Source organism: Halovalidus salilacus, assembly GCF_031852275.1.
In the GTDB taxonomy this organism is placed as follows: Archaea; Halobacteriota; Halobacteria; order Halobacteriales; family Natrialbaceae; genus Halovalidus; species Halovalidus salilacus.
On the sequence record NZ_CP134700.1, the window covers coordinates 516,957 to 534,338 of the forward strand.

Sequence of the window (17,382 nt, forward strand, 5' to 3'; positions counted from 1 at the left end):
CGTTACGGTGGTCGTTCAACCTCCCCCAGCCGCATCCGTCGACTCGAGACCACGTGCACAATCGCCGACACACCGACCAGACCCAGCACGAGCGCCGCCCACCCGAGTGCTGGCACCGTATCTGTCGGAACGACCTCGAGCCAGACCCCCGCAAGGACGACGAAGCCGAGGGCCGTCAAGCCGAGGTAGTACGATCCCCACGGGATCGAGTCCGCGGGAACGACGTCGAGGTAGACCTCGAGGTCCTTCGCGTTCTCGGTGAGTTCGACGGTCCGGTTGTCGAACTCGATCATGTCCGCGCGCTCGAGTGTAGGGAGGTGCGTTTGCTGAAGAGAGGTGTAGACGCGCTTTCGCTCGGCGGAGGTCAGTTCCTGGACCTCCTTGTCGAGTTCCCAGGCGGCGACGTGTTCAGCGAGGTCACCCAGCGTGACGGGGCCGTCCTCGCGCTTGCAGTAGTGGATCGCGTACCGCCTGCGGTGGTTACTGAGCAGATCGAATATCTTCCCCCGCTCGGACCGGTGATCCCCCTTGATCGCCATACAGTCAGCGTTGCCCATATATCAGCGATTCTATGGATATAAATGTTCATGTACGCTCGTGGTTAAGTCGAACCGCCAAGACGGTCACTCGAGCGTGAGTTCGACGGGATCGGCGTCCTCGAAGAACAGGATGAGGGTTACTGATCCGTCGCTCATCTCGAGTTCCGTGTCGAAGAAACTGTAAAACCCGGCGAACGTCAGCGACGCGGACTCGCCCTCGTCGAACCGGAGCTCCCGATCGAACTGGTGCTGATCTCCGACGTCGACCTCACCGTCCGGTTCGTTGACCGTCGCCGTGTCGCCGTCGGTCTCGAGGGCGATTTCCGGCGATGAACCGTCGTCGAGGTAACTCGCCCTCACATCGTCGATCAAGACCCCGTCACCGGTCGCGTCGGAGATCGTGATCGCCGAAACCGTCGCGGACCGGTTGCTGACGGAGAGCGCTGCCGTCACGTCGTTCCCGTCGGCGCTCCAGGACTCGAGGGAGAGCCACGGCACGTCCTCGATCGGCGTCGCCTCGTCGTCTCCGTAGCAGGAGTATTCGACCTCGGATACCTCGAACGTGGCCTCCTCCACCGAAATCGAGTCACCGATCGCGTCGACGGTGAGCGTCGCTCCGTCGCCGCTCCCCGAGTACTCACCGCTGCACGTCAGTTCCACGGGTGCGTCGCCGTTCGGTTCGATTCCCGCGGCGAGTTCGTCGTCATTGGCGACCTCGAGGACGCCGGACGGACTGACGACGGAGACGTCGACGCTGTCGTATCCGTCACCGGTGTTGTCGTGCTGATCGACGACCGACGCGGTGGGCGAGAGCAGAAAGGTAATTTCCGCGTCGCCATACGCCGAGTCGTCGAAACCGAGCAGCGCATCCTCCGGGTCGGCAGTCGATCCGTCGACTCCTCGATCGGTGGTCATCGACTCGAATCCGGCGGCAGAGACTATCAGGAGGACTCCGCCGATCCCGACGAGAGCGATCCCGATCTTTGCGACCCAGGTGTGTATCATACGTCGTTGCTCCCGGCTCAGCGTTCGGCAGGCCTCGGTGCCGACCGGTCCGATGCCGAGGCCGTCACGAGTTCGAGGCGACCTTCGTAATCAATCCCCTGATCCAACATATTGGTTACGCCACCAGTGTGACGAGGACGGTTTCAAACCCAATTCAAGCCCGGCTTGAAGGATGTTCTGGCTCACCGTTCGGCCGTTCTGGCTAATTAATACAAAGGGATGTCCACGTCTCGAGAGGAGCAAGCCACAGCGGTAATCGGTGCCTACGACCCCGGTTGCCGCCGTGGACCGACGGAGATCACAAATGAGACTGAACAGACGAAACGCGTTGATCGGTATGGGCACGATGGTCATTGGCGGGGGCACCGCGCTCGGAACGGGCGCGTTCAGCAGCGTCGAAGCGACGAGGACCGTCTCGGTGGATGTCGCAGGAGACGCAAGCGCGCTGGTCGCGCTCGAAGTGAACCAGGACTATGGGAACGTGGATGGGAATGGGCAAGTCGAAATTAATCTGAGCTCCGACAATCTAAGGGAAGACGCGGACGGTCTGAACCGAAACGGAACGACGACGTTCGATGGGATGCTCGCCGTGACGAACCAACACGAGGAGGACGTCGACTTCACGCTCCCCGATACGAGCGACGACGAGGAGGCCGACATCGAAGCCTGGTTCGAACTCAACGAGGACTTCGACGTGACCAACGACGGAAACTTCGGGAGTGACCCGACGGCGGCAGACACGGGAGTAAACGACGACAACGGGGTCAGTAACGGTGAAACAGCCGTCTACGACCTCGTCGTCGATGTCCGCGATGCGAGCACCGACGAGAGCGAGCCGTTCGAAATCGACGTGACCATCGAAGCGAAAGAAGTGTAACGTCGTTGAGCGCGATCCGCTGTCTCGTGCCCGATCACATCGTTACACGAGCTCGACTCCTCAATGAATAACAGGTTCGTCGTCGTCCTCGTACTCGTTTTACTCGCTCTTACGATGCCGACTACCGCGCTTCCAGCCGGGGGCGATTCGGCCGACGGACTCCTCCTGGCATCCTCGAGCGAGTACGCGACCGTCTCGGACGATTCGGATGAACTTCAACTCAACCTCGAGCGCCTCAACGACGACGCGAACTCCGAGTTCGACGACGTGTTCACGATCACGGCCGACCGGGATCTCGAGGCCGTCTGGATCGCAGACGCGCCCGAGGGGGTCGAGTTCTACCTCGGCGACGATCGGCGAGCGACGGTCGACGAGTCGAGCTCCGCAACACTCGAGGAGGGCCAATCGCTCGACGTCGGCGTGGCGGTCGACACGCACACAGCCCGTAGTGAGAACGAGACGTTCACGGTTCACGCCGAATACGAGAACGATGACGAAGACGACGGGCCCGATCAGCCTTCCGCGGACGTCGACCTCGAGGACGTCACCTACTCGACGACCGACCTCGAGGCGGGCGAGGATCTCACGGTCACCGCGACATACCATAACCACGGCGAGACGGCCGGGCGGAAGATAGCCGAACTGCTCGTCGACGGCGTCGTCGTCGACGAAAAGGAGGTGACTATCGGCGCCGGGGAGACGAAGGAGGTGACGTTCACCCGAACGATGGAGCGGTCGGGCACGTTCGAAGTCGCCGTGGACGACCGGAAACCCCAATCGATCGCCGTCTCGGCCGGCGAAGGGCCGGTGATGAACGTAACGAACGTCGAAATCGAGGACGACGAGTTCACGGCCGGCGGATCGACGTCGATCGCGACCACGGTCGAAAACGAGGGGAACGCGTCGGGTCGGCTGACGTCCGAACTGGCGATCGACGGCGTCGTCGTCGACGATCGAACCGTCGAACTCGAGCCCGGCGAGGAACGGGTGGTGACGTTCGACCGGCGGTTTAGCGACGCTGGGACGTACGACGTGAGCGTCAGCGGGGCAGACGGGGGGACGGTGACGGTCCGCGAGGCGGCGATCCCGAGCGTCGCGAACCGGGTGTTCGCCTCGTCGGCCGCGGTGGCGGTGGTTCCGCCGGCCGCCCTGGGGACGATCGTACTCGTCGAATTCGCGTACGGTCGTCGGAAGCTATAACTCCTCTCGGACGAAGTGATCGAAAACTGCAACGTCGCGGTTGGAGGGCGAGCGGGCGACCGCGGTCGGTCGACGCCGCTCGAGGGGAACAGAATGAGGGGGATCGCAACGCGCGCGGCTACGGTCGTCGTCGGACTCGTAGTGGTGCTGCTGCTCTTGGGACACCTGCTCGGACAGCCGATACTGCTCGGATACGTGGCGACGGAGAGCATGGAGCCGACGATGGACGCCGGCGACGGCTTCGTCGCGATCCCCGACGCCGTCTCCGGGTCGCCCGAGGAGGGGGACGTCGTCGTCTTCCAGGCCCGGGAGTTACACGGCGGGGGGCTGACGACCCACCGAATCGTCGACGAGACCGACGAGGGGTACGTCACGAAGGGGGACGGTAACCCGTTCACCGATCAAGACGCCGACGAACCGCCGGTCACCGACGACCAGATCGTCGCCACCGCCTGGCAGGTGAACGGCGAGGTGGTGACGATCCCCCACCTCGGAACGGCGGTGATGGGCGCCAACGATGCGGTCGAAACGGGCTACGAGGCCGGCGCTTCCGCCCTCGGCGCGTCGACGGCGTTCGACGCCGACGACGCGGGCGCGCTGCTGGTCGCGGTCGGCGTCGCGCTGCTCGGGTTCGGCATCCTGTTCGAGGGGACGGGGGCGAGGCGGGAGACGAAGCGGTCGCGGAACCGGGAGAACGTGATCGGAATCTGGACGGCGATCGCGCTCGTGTTGCTCGTCTTCACGACGTTCGGCACGGCCGCGATGGTCGTCCCGTCGGGCGTCTACGAGTACGGCCTCGTCAGCACCGACTCGCCCACGGACGATCCGCAGGTCGTCGCCCCGGGCGAGCGGGCGACCGTGACTCGATCGATCGAGAACGCGGGGTACGTACCGATCGTGGTGGTTCACGACGCCGACGGGGACGACGTTCGGACCGATCCCGAGTGGCAGACGGTCGGAATCCGGGATCGCGGAGAGACGACCGTCGAGATGGAGGCGCCGGACTCGAGCGGCGAGTACGTCCGCCACGTCGGCGAGCACCGGTATCTCGCGGTCCTCCCACCGGCTGCGCTGGTGGGGCTCCACGAGCTGCACCCGCTCGCGGCCATCGCCGCGGTCAACGCGGTGATCGTGGCCGCGACCGTTGCGGTCGTGGTCGCCCTCTTCGGAACCGCCGATATCCGCGTTCGTCGACCGGGCGGTCACATCCCCCTGGCGACGCGACTCCAACGGAAATTACGAAAGTGGTTGTAGCGGACGTGAAATGTATCAAAACAGTACGATTATTATGATTCGATTTGTGACTATTCGTATGGATCGTCCCGACGGCCGACCGGCGGACGCCGGGCCGACGCGGGCCAGGGGGGCGCGTCCGCGAAGCGGGGTGACCGACTGGTGATCGACAGTCCCCGTCTCGACCTCCTGATCGCGAAGCACGGTCGTACGCTCGTGTTCGCGCTGGTGGCCGTCGGCGTGCTCTCGTTCGCCGCCACGGGCTGGGTGCTCGCGACGCCGGAGACGACCACGACCACCGAAGCGGTCGGCGAGGAGGGGGTGACGTCCGACGTCTCGACCAGCGCGGTCGTCGTCGAGGACGGCCTCTGGGAGGAGGGAACGAGACTCGAGGACAGCGCGGTCTACATGTACGACGCGACGCCGGAGCTCACGTTCGAACCCCGAACGACCGTTCCGGGCGACGAGGGGGAGGTGACGCACGAACTCGAGGTGGAGTACGAGGCCTCGCGCGACGGCCGGGTGTTCTGGAACGACACGGATACCGTCCTGGAGGAGGACGCGTCCGTCGAGGACGGCGTCGCCCGATCCGAGGCGACGGTCGACGTCGCGGAGGTACGGAATCGGACGGGCGAACTCGAGTCCCGGCTCGACGGCGTCGGATCGGTCGACGTCTCGCTCGCGTTCTCGGTCTCGTACGACGACGGAACGTACTCGGGGGATCTGACGGACTCGACGGCGCTCGAACTCACCGGCGACGCGTACTGGCTCGAGGAATCGCTCTCCGACGACGATACGTACCCGCAGACGGTCGAACGGGAGGTGACGGAGTCGCCGAACCCGCTGGTGGTCGGCGGCCTCTCGCTGCTAGGCACGCTCGCGCTCGCGGGCGCGGCGTTCGTCAACTCCCGGTCGTCGATCGACGTCGAGCGGGCCCGCCGGGCCGTCCACGAGCGCCGGTACGACGAGTGGATCTCGCGGGGGTCGATCCCGATGTGGATCGGCGATCACCACGTCTCGCTCGACACCCTCGAGGACGTCGTCGACGTCGCGATCGACACGAACGAGCGGGTCGTTCACGACCGCCAGCGCGGCCTGTTCGCCGTGGTCACCGACGGCGTCGTCTACTACTACAGCGACCGGGGTCGATGGGAGGAGACGGCCTGGCCCGACATGACCCTCGAGGGAGCGGGAACGTCGGCGGGAGCGGGCGACGTCGACGCGGAGTCGGACGCGAACCGATCGGCCGGCGGCGAGCAGACTCTCGAGGATCGGTTCGGGACCGACGACGGCGACGAGCCGGAGATACACGGGTTCTCGGCAGACGACGAGTGAATCGGTGCGTCGGCTCGGCCGGACCCGGACCGGCGTCGACTTCATGTCTAAATTATTATACTAACTCAGTTTGGAGGAGGTCCGAACATGATCGGTGTGCCGATGTATACGGGTTCGGCGGTCGGTGTCCCGAAATCGAAATGTGTATGATTAATGGTACTCAATCGACGGCCGCATGGAAACACCGCTCATCGTCACGGACTTCCTCGAGCAGGCGCGAACGCACTTCGCCGACGAGGAGGCGATCGTCGGCGCCGCGGGCGACCGGTTCACGTACGCGGAGTTCGGCGAGCGCGTCGATCGATTCTCGGCGGCGCTGCAGGAACGGGGCGTCGAGAAGGGCGACCGGGTGGCCGTCCTCGATCCGAACACGCACTACCACCTCGAGGCCGCCTACGGCGCGATGCAGATCGGCGCGATCTTCACGCCGCTGAACTACCGGCTGACGCCCGACGACTACGAGTACATTCTGAACGACGCGGGCGTGACGGCGATCTACGCCGACCACGAGTACGCCGAGAAGGTCGACGCGGTCCGCGACTCGGTGCCGACGGAGACGTTCGTCACGAACGACGTCGGGGCCGTCGAAGCGGCGGGCGCCGACGCCGGCGATTGGGAGTCGTTCGACGAGGCCCTCGAGGAGGCTGGGACCGAGTTCGACCGCCCCGAGATGAGCGAGGACGAGATCATCACGATCAACTACACCTCGGGGACGACGGGCGACCCGAAGGGCGTGTGTCGCACCCACCGCACGGAGACGATCCACGCCTACCTGATGTCGATCTACCACGAGATCACCGACGACGACGTCTACCTCTGGACGCTGCCGATGTTCCACGTCAACGGGTGGGGCCACATCTACGCGGTGACGGGGATGGGTGCGAAGCACGTCTGCACCCGCGGCGTCGACGCCGAGACCGTCGTCGAGACGATCCGCGAGGAGGACGTCTCGTTCCTCTGTGCGGCGCCGACGGTGCTCAACCAGCTGATCGACTACTACGAGTCGGAAGGCCACCCCGAGATGACCGGCGCGCGTGACGTTCGGGTGACCACGGCGGGCAGCGCCCCGCCGGAGGCGACCATCCGCGCCGTCGAGGACGAGTTCGGCTGGTACCTGAAACACCTCTACGGCGCGACCGAGACCGGGCCACTGATCACCATCTCCGACACGAAGCGGCTGATCGACGAAGAGACGCGCTTCGACGTCAAGAAACGCCAGGGAATGGGCGTCCTCGGAACCGACGTCCGCGTCGTCGACGAGGACGGCGAAGACGTGCCCAGGGACGATTCGACCATCGGCGAGGTGGTCGTCCGGGGCAACCAGGTGATGGAGAAGTACTGGAACAAACCCGAGGAGACCGAGGAGGCGTTCAACGACCGCCTCGAGGGCTACTACCACATGGGCGACCTCGCCACGGTCGACGAGAACGGCATGATCGCCCTCCGGGACCGCAAGAAGGACATCATCATCTCCGGCGGCGAAAATATCTCGAGCATCGAACTCGAGGACGTGCTGTTCGATCACCCCGACGTGGGGGACGTGGCGGTGATTCCCGCGCCCAGCGAGGAGTGGGGCGAGACGCCGAAAGCGTTCGTCGTGCCGGCGAACGGCGATCCGGACGATCCGCCGGTCGCCGCCGAGGAACTCACCGAGTTCACCCGCGAGCGCCTGGCGAGTTACAAGACCGTCCGCCGGGTCGAGTTCGTCGAGGAGTTACCGAAGACGGCCACCGGAAAGATCCAGAAGTACGAGTTGCGCCAGGAGGAGTGGGAGGACGAAGAGCAGATGATCGGCCAGGGCTGATCGCCATCCTCGAGTGGCCGACCACCCGGAGGTGACAGCCGTCCTCGAGTGGCCGACCGACGGGGGGTATCGGCCATCCTCGAGCGGGTGACCGGCCGGGAGTGACGGGCATCGATATCGGTGACCGCGCGCGATTTTTGTCCGGCATCTCGACTCGGGAACTCAACCCGAAACGACGCGGATGTACCACGGAGCAAACAGAACTGACTGACCGGTCAAATAGTCCCGTCCGGACCCGGTAGCGGCCCGCTATCGCTTAATTTCTTCACGGAATAGTGTGGACGGAGTCGACGTCAGGTCGACCTGTAAGGCTCAACTTTTATACTGCTGGGAGTTTTCGATTCGTAATATGGTAGAGACCGATGGGGAGGCGATCGAAGACCTGCCACCGAGTGCCAAACTTGTCTACAAGGTTCTCGAGTACGACGGGCCACTGACCCAGAAGCAGATCGTCGAGGAGTCGATGCTCTCGGCTCGGACGGTTCGCTACGCCCTCGAGCGCCTCGAGGAGATCGGCATCGTCGACGAGGATATCTACTTCGCGGACGCCCGCCAGAGCCTCTACCGGCTCGTCGAACCGGTGGCAGCGGACGGAAACGGCGTCGAAGAGTCCCCCAAGAAGGACGCCTGCTGCGCCGAGTAACCGATCGCAGTCTCTCTCGATTCCGCCGCGGTCGATTCTCACCGTTGATTCCGCTCGCACGTTCGATACGCGACCTCGTCCAGCCGACCGCATCGTCCCCCGACCGCGATCGATCGCGCGGTCGACCGTCGCGCGCGGAGACGGAACGGCAGCATTATTTTTCGGGGACCGAGACCCCGGACATGGACAAGGAGACGCTTCCACGGTGGGGATGGCTGCTGGTCGGCCTGTTCGTGGCGGCCACGGCCGCACAACTGCTCAACGCGTTCGTCCTCGGACCGATCGGCTTGCCCGAGGCCTACCGCGTCATCACGGTCATCACCCTCATGTCGCCGTTGCTCATCTACGTCGGCATCTGGTACGACGAGGGTCGTCGGGAGTACTGGGACCGCTCGCGCGCGTGGATCGCCGGCGACGTCGCGTTCGTCCTCTCGGGTGCGGCCCTCGGCTCGTCGATGGCTCTCGTCGCCGTCGTCGACAGCGGCCTCCCCCAGGCCGTGAAGGACGTGATCGCCATGGGGGCGGGATTCCTGCTCTCGTGGGGGCTCTTCTGGTGGCGCAATCCCGAACTGTACCGTCTCGACGGCGACCGCGAGCGGTAGACACACCGGTCCCCGTCAGGACTCCGAGCGCGCCTCGAGATCCAGGGCGGCCGACGCGTCCTCGAGCGGCCGATCGGTGACGCCGGCCGTCGGCGGGAGGCGCCGCTTGTGCGCCGACTCGAGGCACAACTCGAGGATCGCGCGGGCCGCCTCCCGGTCGATCGGGAGCGGATCGGCGGCCTCCTCGAGCGAGCGTCCCTCGTCGACGACGCGGCGGAGGAGGGGGTCGATGACCTCGTACGGGGCGCCGAGGTCGCCCTCGTCGGTCTGGCCGGCCCAGAATCCGGCGGTGGGATCCTTGGTGACGATCCGGCGCGGAACGCCGAGTTCGCCCGCGAGCGCCCGGACCTCCGTCTTGTAGAGGTCGCCGATCGGGTACTGGTCGGCGCCGCCGTCGCCGTGCTTCGTGAAGTAGCCGAGCAGCAACTCGGTCCTGTTCGCGGTCCCGAGGACGATGCGATCGCGCCGGTTCGCCGCGTAATAAGCGGTAGCCATCCGAAAGCGGGCGGTGAGGTTCCCGAGCGCGAGGTTGCGCTGGTGTGGTCTCTCGCCGTCGCCCACGGCGTCGTCCACGTCCGGCGTGACCGTCTCCTCGAACGTCGATACCAGCGGGTGGAGGTGGACGTCGCGGAACTCGATGCCGAGGCCCTCGGCGATCGTCCGGGCGTCGCTGACGTCCGTGGCGTCCGTCTTGTGGCTCGGCAGGCCGAGTCCGAGGACGTGCTCGCCCTCGAGCGCCTCGACGGCGAGGGCGGCCGTCACCGTCGAGTCGATTCCGCCGCTCATCGCGACGACGACGCCCTCGGCGTTCGCCTCCGCGACGGCCCCGCGGATGGCCGAGACGATCCCCTCCCGGGCCGCCTCGAGAGCCCGACCCGCGAGAAATTCGTCGTTCATTCCGCCCCGTCCGGAGTACCGGAATGTTCGCAATTCGTCGCCATAGTCGACAGTATTGGAACCCATTCTACACATACCTGGTCAAGCGTACTGTATTTAGGAATTTTGATTAAATACCTAGTAGAGGTAGGGGGAGAGTGAGTGACAGTCGACAGGGTCGAGAAGGAACGTCAGCCGGATCGGCGACTCACCCCCCTCGAGAGGCGCGCGAGGAGACATTCGTACGACGGGACGACCGTGACCGGCCGCTTCTGGTCGCTCGCCTGCTCCAACTCGTCCGTGATCGCGCTCGCTAGAAACACCTGGATCTCGCGTACGATCCATCTTCGACGTAAAAGGCCGCTCACTCGCTACGCTCGTTCGCGGGCAGTCGTCACGACGGGACCACGGTGATCGGTCGCTTCTGATCGATCGCTCGCTCCAACTCGTCCGCGATCGCGCTCCCCCTCGAGACCTGAATTTCGCCCCCGCGGCTCACCGTCGCCGTAAAGAGGTACTCGCCGCCGGCTTGCACCTCGACGGTCTCGCCGTGGTGGCCGTCGACGGGGATCACGATGTGGCGCGAGGTGATCTCGGGCTGGACGAGTTGGCCCTCGGGCTGGCCGCCGCCCCCGCCTCCGCCCGACCCGGCCGCGGTGCCGCCGTTGGCGCTCGAGGCTGACGTCCCGTAGTGGGGGTTCTCGTCGTGGGTGCGGACGTCGATGTCGATCCCCAATCGGTTCTCGACGTCGGTAATGCGGCCGCCGCCCTTGCCGATCACGCTCGAGATATCGTCCTCGTCGACGTAGACGACGGCCCGATCCTGGCTCTTGAGCTGGACGTCGACGTAGCCGCGGGCGATCGAGCGGATCTCGCGTTCGATCTCCTGCTTGGCGATGCGGTCGACGCCGGACTCGTTCGCGGGGCCGCCCTCCTCGTCGACCAGCGGGACGGTGACGACCTGGCGGTTGAACGTGTAGATCTCGTACTCCGGCTCGCCGGTGTGGAAGTCGGTGACGAGGATGACCGGACGGGCGAGGTCCTCCTCGGTGAGCCCCGCGGGGACCTTGACCTCGGTCTTGACGTCGTACACCTTGGCCACCTCGCCGGCCTCGATGTAGACGACGGTGTCCACCACCTGGGGAATCATCCCGAGTTCGACCCGGCCCACGAGGCGCTGGAGGGCGTCGATGGCCCGCGTCGCGTGGACGACGCCGATCATGCCGACGCCGGCCAGGCGCATGTCCGCGAACACCTCGAAGTCGTCGGTCTTGCGAACCTCGTCGTAGATCGTGTAGTCCGGGCGGACCATGAGCAGGGCGTCGGCGGTCTTGGCCATCTCCCCGCCGAGTTCGGTGTACTGGGTGATCTCCGGGCCGACCTGCAGGTCCCGGGGTTTCTCCATCGTCTTCACCGAGTAGTCGTTGTCGGAGATGTAGCGGGCGACCGCCTGGGCGAACGTCGACTTCCCCGCGCCGGGCGAGCCGGAGATCAGGACGCCGCGCTGGTGCTCGAGCAGCCGCTCCTTCAGCTCGTCGGCGTGCTCGTAGTCCTCGATGTCGGTCTGGGCGATGGGCCGGACGGCGGTGACCTCGATGCCGTCCGAGAACGGGGGGCGGGCGATGGCGATCCGGTAGTCCCGGAACTGGACGATCTTCATCCCCGGCTCGGAGAGCTCGATGAACCCGCCGGAGGACTCCTTCGCGCCGTCGACGACCTCGCGGGCGTACTCGTCCATCGTCTCCTCGTCGATCGGTTCGTCGGCGATGGGTTCGTAGCGCATCTCGCCTAAGGCGCCCCGCTTGGCCATCGGCACGGCGTCCGTCTTGAGGTGGACGCTCATCGTCCGGTCGTCGAAGAACCCCTCGATTTTCAGCGTGCCGACCTCCCGCACCTCGGGGGAGACGTACTCGACGTCGAGTCCCTTCGCCTCCGCGACCTCGGCCTGGACGATGTCGCTCGTGACGAAGGTGGCGCCCAGGTCCTCCGCGATGTCGCGGATCAGCGCGTCGATCTCGCCCTCGGAGGCGTGCCCGCGCTCGATCGCGCTCGGCCGGTCGCCGACGTACTCGAGGTCGATCACGCCCTCGTCGGCCAGTTCGGCCAGGCGCTTGAGTTCGCCGAGGCCGTCCCAGCCCGTCTCGTAGCCGTCGTTCGCCTGCGCCTCGAGTTCGGCGACGACCGCCTCCGGAACCGAGATCGTCGCACCTTCGAACTGCCCGTCCTCGATCGTCGCCGAGACGCGGCCGTCGATGACCACGCTCGTGTCCGGCACGACTTTCATGCGTTCGGGTTCGGTTCGCGGGCGTAAAAGCGTGCGGAACTGCGCGGAATCGCGGACTCGAGGCGGCACCGTGGTTCGCGTTCGTCGTCTCCGGGACGAGTACGGTCGACGACGGAACCGATCGACTCGCGTGACGTTCCTACGGCGTGAGAATTCCCTCGAGCACTTAATCCGCGGATCGAACAGGTTCGCACATGGACCCGAACGCGACGTTCGGAAGGGGAGGACTGAACCGGTTCGTCGACGCGGAACGGCTCACCGCAGAGATCGGCCTCGACGAGCGGGAGATCGCGTGGCGGAAGGCGTTCGTCGGCTTCGACGAGGGGGACGAGCGACGGCTCGCGGCCCTCGAGCCGATGCTCCGGGAGAACCGGGAGGCGATCGCCGACGACTTCTACGACAACCTGCTCGAGTACGACCAGACCAGGGAGATCCTCGAGCGCTCGCCGAAGACCGTCGACCAGCTCAAGCAGACCCAGCGAGCCTACCTCGTCTCGCTGGCGACGGGGGCGGAAGGCGGGTACGGCCAGGCCTACTTCCGAAACCGCGCCCGAATCGGGAAGCTCCACGAGCTACTCGACATGCCGCTAAAACACTATATCGGCCAGTACGGAGTCTACTACGACCTCGTGTTGGAGCGGTTGAGCGAGCGCGTCCAGGACCGGGTCGTCGAGGCGATCGAGGAGTGGGCCGCGGAGCGCGACGAGCGCGGCGGCGGACTCGAGCGCCTCGTCGGCGCGCTCGGAGTCGGCGGTCGCGGCCGGGCGGACGGGGACGACGACCTCGACGAATCGTTCGAGGGGACGATTCGCGCGGCGATCGACGACGGGATGATGGACGTCCTCGCCCTGTTGCGGATCATCAACCTCGACATGCAGGTCGCGGCGGACACATACGTCGACTCGTACGCCCGCCGGCTGAAGCGGGCGATCGACCGGCGCGAGCGGCTCGCCCGCGAGGTCGAGACCGACGTCAAGGCGCCCCTCGAGGAACTCCACGAGACGAGCGGCGTCGTGGCGCAACGCGCCCAGTCGATCGGCGGCCACACGGCGCGTCAGGCCGAGACGGTCGAGGACGTCGCCGGGGATCTGGACGAGGTGAGCGCCGCCGTCGAGGAGGTCGCGAGCGTCGCCGACGAGGTTCGGACGGAGAGCCGCCGAACCGAACGGCTCGCCGCCGACGGCGTCGAGTCGGCCGACGAGGCGCTCGGAGAACTGGAGGCGATCGAGACGGCCACGGCCCGCGCCGCCGAGACGGTCGCCGCCCTCGAGGGGCGAATCGACGAGATCGACGAGGTGGTCGACCGACTCGACGAACTCGCCCGGCGAACGACGGTCCTGGCGACGAACGCGAAGATCGAGTCCTCGCGGGGCTCGAGCGGGGGTGACGCCATGGGCGTGATCGCGACCGAGGTCCGATCGTTCGCCGAGCGGACGAAGGCCGATCTCGACGCGATCGAGACGGCCCTCGAGGGCGTCCGCGCGGACGCGGCGGCGACGGTGGAGACGACCGAGCGGACGATCGATCGAGTCGACGCCGGCACGGACCGGGTCCGCGCGGTGAGCGACTCGCTCGGGGCGATTCACGAGGCGGCGCGGACGACGGCCGCGGGGATGGACGACGTCGCCGCGGCGACGGACCAGCAGGCCCGCAGCGTCGAGGAGATCGCCCGCTCGGTCGACGACCTGTCGCGGTCGGCCGACCGCGTCGCGGCGGCCGCCGAGTCGGTCGCGGCCGCGAGCGAGGAGCAGACGGCGAACCTCCGCGAGGTCGGCGATGCCGTCGCTCGGCTGACCGACGGGGAGGACGATCCGGCGGCGGAGAAACCGGTGTACGAGCGACTCGACGTATCGTAAACGGGGTCGACGACGTCGAGACCGTGGAGGGGGCGAGCCGGACGGTCCGCGTCCGGAGCAATCAACACCCGCGCCGTCGAACTCGAGGGTACGCATGACGGAGTCCGTCGTCGAACTCGCGCGCGACCTCGTCTCGATCCCCAGCCACGAGGACGAGACGGAAGCCGGGGAGTTCCTCGAGTCGTGGCTGCGCCGTGAGACCGACGCCGCGGTGACGAGAGACGAGGCGGGGAACGTGATCGCCCGACGCGGCGAGGGGGACGAATCGCTCGCGCTCGTGGGCCACCACGACGTGGTTCCCCCCGACGAGTCGCAGGTGGAAGCTGCGAGCGGGGGGAGTGCCGGCGAGTACGTCGTCGAAGAACGCGACGGCCGCCTCTACGGGCGCGGGACGGCCGACATGAAGGGCTCGCTCGCGGCGATGACCCTCGCGTTCCGTGACGCCGACCCCGCGGGCGAGCTCGTCTTCGCGAGCTTCGTCGGCGAGGAGGTCGGCGGCGTCGGCGCCCGTCACGCCATCGAGCGCGGGTTCGCGCCCGACTCCGCCATCGTCGGCGAAGGGTCGACGAACTACTCCGGGCCCGGCGTCACCGACGTCGTCGTCGCCCACAAGGGACGCCGCGGGAGCACGATCACCGCCCGCGGCGCCGCATCCCACGCCAGCGAGCCCGAGGCCGGCGAAAACGCCATTTATCGGGCGACCGACGCCGTCGACCGGATTCGCGACCTCGAGCCGCCCGCGGTCGAGGTCGCCGGCGAGACGCTCGCGGGCAGCCTCGTCGTCACCGAGATCGAGGGCGGGTCGGCCATGAACGTCGTCCCCGAGCGGTGTCGCGCGACGATCGACGAGCGGACCGTCCCCGGCGAGCGTGTTCCGCTCGAGGGACTCGAGGAGCTCCCGGGGATCGAGTGGACCGTCGATCAGGACCTGCCGCCGATGCGGTGTTCGGACGAGGGGTTCGCCGAGGCCGTCCTCGAGTCCGCCCGCGAGAGTCAATCGGGGGATCCGGACCTCGTGACGAAACCCCACGCGACGGACGCAGGCTGGCTCTCCGAGGCGGGGACCGAGTGCGTGATCTACGGCGCTTCGGAGCCCGGCGAGGCCCACACGAGCGACGAGAGCGTCTCGATCGCCGTCCTCGAGCGGTGCCGGCGGACCTATCGGTTGGCCGCGGAGCGCTGGCCGGCGTGAGTTCGAGGGTGGGATGGGGTGGGTCGAGGTGCGAGGCGATCGACGCGACGCTCGAGGGGACGCACGTCACGCGGCGATCGAAAACGATCGATTCGAGGGCGGAAAACGCGGCACGACCGCTCGTCGGACGGTGCTGCGCTGCGATACGAAGGTCGGGAGTGGGAGCGACGGCGGTCGGGTCAGGAGACGAACGTCAACAGCTGAACCAGCACGCCCAGCATGATGCCGGACGCGACGACCGTCTTCGGGTCGATCTTGATCGCGTTCGTGTCCTCGGAGTCGAAGTACCGGACGAGCCCGGCACTGGACATCAGCCCGCCGGTGTTCTGTCCTTTGTCCATGTGCGGGCCTAACGCTCCCCCGGAACTAAATCTTTCGACCGGGTCCCCCTTCGTCTCCTTCGACCGGTCCCCCGCCGTCGTCCGCGCGAACCGAAACGGCGGATCGACCGTCTCACCCCCTCGAACGCGGCCGGCCGCACCTCGCCCGTCGTCGCGATTCGCGGCAAGTCACCCCCGGTGGGAAACCCTTATCCGCTCCGCGCGGAAACTACCGATGAACGGCATGACTGTCACACTCAAGGACTTCTACGCGGACTGGTGTGGCCCCTGCAAGACCCAGGACCCGATCCTCGAGGAACTCGAGGAGGACTGGGAGGGGCGCTTCGAAGTGGAAAAGATCAACGTCGACGAACAGCAGGACGTGGCCAACGAGTACCAGGTGCGCTCGCTCCCGACGCTCATCATCGAGAACGACGACGGCGTCGTCGAGCGGTTCGTCGGCGTCACCCAGCGCGAGGACATCGCCGAGGCGCTCGAGTCGGCCGGAGCGTAACGGGACCGCCGCCGTCCGACGCGTTCCGAATCGACTCGACCGAGACCGAGGCAGAACCGATTTATCCGACTGTTACGCGTTCGATCAGCCCCTCGAGCGATCGCGACGCGGCGATCGGCACTCGAGCGCTCGAGACAACGTACGGAGCGGTGGGCAGGTCGGGAGCCGATCAGCGGAACGTCACGCCGACGTCGTGCATCCCGTCGTTGTACTTCGCGACGTTGATCACGAGGGGCGTGACGCTCTCGACTTCCGCCGCGTTGGCCAGCGGGCCGGCGTCGAGCGAACGCAGCCCTTCGATCTCGTCGGCGAGCGCGCGGACGGTCGACTTCGCGTCGGCGTCGTCGGCGACCACGAGCGTGTCGAGGTCGAGGTCGTCGTCGAGGTTCGAGAGCGCGTCGGCCGCGAGGTTGTGGAACGCGCCGACGACCGGCACCTCGTCGGGGGCGCGGTTCGCGACGAGCTGGGTGACGCTGCCCGCCTTCGGCGGGTGGTAGTGGAGGCCGTCCTCGTCGCCCTGCATCCCGACGGCGGGGGTGACGAGGATCTGGTCCCCGTCGAGTTTCTCCTCGATCGCCTCCACCGTGTCGCCCGCGTAGTACGGCGGGACCGCGAGGACGACCACGTCCGCTCGATCCGCGGCCATCTCGTTGGCGAAGCCCTTGATCGACGCCTCGACGCCGCGTGACTCGAGTTCCGCCTCGTACTCCGCGACCGCGTCGCGGGCCTTTTCGGGGTCTCGAGAGCCGATGAGTACCTCGTGGTCCGTGTCGTGGGCGAACCGAAGCGCGAGTCCCTGACCGATGTCGCCGGTGCCTCCGAGTAGTGCGATTCGCATACTCGCCTCTCGGGATGGCACCCGGATAAATTGGTGGGAGTTCGGCCGATCTCGCCGGCATTACGGTCAGTCGATACTCGATCTCTCGGATCTACAACTGGCCCTAAATCGACCGACATGAACACGATGAAAGCCCCCGGCTGGCTCGAGTCGGCTGACGGCGTTCGCTCCTCGGCTCACTCCGTTCGCCTGCGGTGCTATCGGCCGTCAGCCTCCCCGACCCAGCCGGCCCCTTTCATTCCCACCCACAGCCTCACCCTCCCC

Annotated in this window: 16 protein-coding genes; 10 read left to right on the forward strand and 6 right to left on the reverse strand. The window is 66.7% G+C overall.

Features of this window, described 5'->3' with window-relative positions:
- Positions 1-2: 2 nt before the first annotated feature.
- Together RJT68_RS02595 and RJT68_RS02600 are read right to left on the reverse strand one after the other, a co-directional pair.
- Positions 3-557 carry a DUF7344 domain-containing protein gene (locus RJT68_RS02595; protein WP_407038825.1) on the reverse strand — a complete coding sequence of 185 codons (555 nt, stop codon included), beginning with the start codon at positions 555-557 and terminating at the stop codon, positions 3-5.
- A gap of 66 nt (positions 558-623) precedes the next feature.
- A complete protein-coding gene (locus RJT68_RS02600; RefSeq protein WP_407038826.1) occupies positions 624-1,454 on the reverse strand; it encodes a hypothetical protein in 831 nt (276 codons plus the stop codon).
- A gap of 427 nt (positions 1,455-1,881) precedes the next feature.
- Here RJT68_RS02600 and RJT68_RS02605 point away from each other — a divergent pair, with 427 nt between their 5' ends.
- The 7 genes from RJT68_RS02605 (at position 1,882) to RJT68_RS02635 (ending at position 9,238) form a co-directional block, all read left to right on the forward strand.
- The gene (locus RJT68_RS02605) at positions 1,882-2,421 is read left to right on the forward strand and encodes a hypothetical protein (protein ID WP_407038827.1); all 540 of its coding nucleotides are present in this window, start codon (positions 1,882-1,884) and stop codon (positions 2,419-2,421) included.
- A 114-nt stretch (positions 2,422-2,535) separates the two neighbouring features.
- Positions 2,536-3,621, forward strand: a complete 1,086-nt coding sequence (locus RJT68_RS02610; RefSeq protein ID WP_407038828.1) for a CARDB domain-containing protein — start codon at positions 2,536-2,538, stop codon at positions 3,619-3,621.
- Between the two features lie 93 nt (positions 3,622-3,714).
- Complete coding sequence (locus tag RJT68_RS02615) at positions 3,715-4,875, forward strand: S26 family signal peptidase (RefSeq protein ID WP_407038829.1); 1,161 nt, start codon at positions 3,715-3,717, stop codon at positions 4,873-4,875.
- A gap of 141 nt (positions 4,876-5,016) precedes the next feature.
- A complete protein-coding gene (locus tag RJT68_RS02620) occupies positions 5,017-6,189 on the forward strand; it encodes a DUF5305 domain-containing protein (RefSeq protein ID WP_407038830.1) in 1,173 nt (390 codons plus the stop codon).
- A 175-nt stretch (positions 6,190-6,364) separates the two neighbouring features.
- A complete protein-coding gene (locus RJT68_RS02625; protein ID WP_407038831.1) occupies positions 6,365-7,993 on the forward strand; it encodes a long-chain-fatty-acid--CoA ligase in 1,629 nt (542 codons plus the stop codon).
- 349 nt (positions 7,994-8,342) lie between these two features.
- The gene (locus tag RJT68_RS02630) at positions 8,343-8,636 is read left to right on the forward strand and encodes a winged helix-turn-helix transcriptional regulator (protein ID WP_407038832.1); all 294 of its coding nucleotides are present in this window, start codon (positions 8,343-8,345) and stop codon (positions 8,634-8,636) included.
- A 182-nt stretch (positions 8,637-8,818) separates the two neighbouring features.
- A complete protein-coding gene (locus RJT68_RS02635) occupies positions 8,819-9,238 on the forward strand; it encodes a hypothetical protein (RefSeq protein ID WP_407038833.1) in 420 nt (139 codons plus the stop codon).
- 15 nt (positions 9,239-9,253) lie between these two features.
- Here the strand turns inward: RJT68_RS02635 and RJT68_RS02640 are convergent, their stop codons facing one another.
- Positions 9,254-10,135: an NAD+ synthase gene (locus RJT68_RS02640; RefSeq protein ID WP_407038834.1), complete on the reverse strand. Its 882-nt coding sequence runs from the start codon at positions 10,133-10,135 to the stop codon at positions 9,254-9,256.
- 373 nt (positions 10,136-10,508) lie between these two features.
- Complete coding sequence (locus tag RJT68_RS02645; protein WP_407038835.1) at positions 10,509-12,398, reverse strand: PINc/VapC family ATPase; 1,890 nt, start codon at positions 12,396-12,398, stop codon at positions 10,509-10,511.
- Between the two features lie 194 nt (positions 12,399-12,592).
- Between RJT68_RS02645 and RJT68_RS02650 the strand changes: the two genes are divergently transcribed.
- Complete coding sequence (locus RJT68_RS02650; RefSeq protein WP_407038836.1) at positions 12,593-14,254, forward strand: protoglobin domain-containing protein; 1,662 nt, start codon at positions 12,593-12,595, stop codon at positions 14,252-14,254.
- Positions 14,255-14,348: 94 nt separating this feature from the next.
- Complete coding sequence (locus RJT68_RS02655; protein WP_407038837.1) at positions 14,349-15,446, forward strand: M20 family metallopeptidase; 1,098 nt, start codon at positions 14,349-14,351, stop codon at positions 15,444-15,446.
- 179 nt (positions 15,447-15,625) lie between these two features.
- On the opposite strand, the gene RJT68_RS02660 is transcribed toward RJT68_RS02655, so the two are convergent.
- Positions 15,626-15,787 (reverse strand): preprotein translocase subunit Sec61beta, encoded by a 162-nt coding sequence (locus RJT68_RS02660; protein WP_407038838.1) that lies wholly within the window; start codon positions 15,785-15,787, stop codon positions 15,626-15,628.
- A gap of 223 nt (positions 15,788-16,010) precedes the next feature.
- Between RJT68_RS02660 and RJT68_RS02665 the strand changes: the two genes are divergently transcribed.
- Complete coding sequence (locus RJT68_RS02665; protein WP_407038839.1) at positions 16,011-16,280, forward strand: thioredoxin family protein; 270 nt, start codon at positions 16,011-16,013, stop codon at positions 16,278-16,280.
- Positions 16,281-16,449: 169 nt separating this feature from the next.
- Here the strand turns inward: RJT68_RS02665 and npdG are convergent, their stop codons facing one another.
- The gene (gene npdG / locus RJT68_RS02670; RefSeq protein ID WP_407038840.1) at positions 16,450-17,118 is read right to left on the reverse strand and encodes an NADPH-dependent F420 reductase; all 669 of its coding nucleotides are present in this window, start codon (positions 17,116-17,118) and stop codon (positions 16,450-16,452) included.
- Positions 17,119-17,382: the final 264 nt, after the last annotated feature.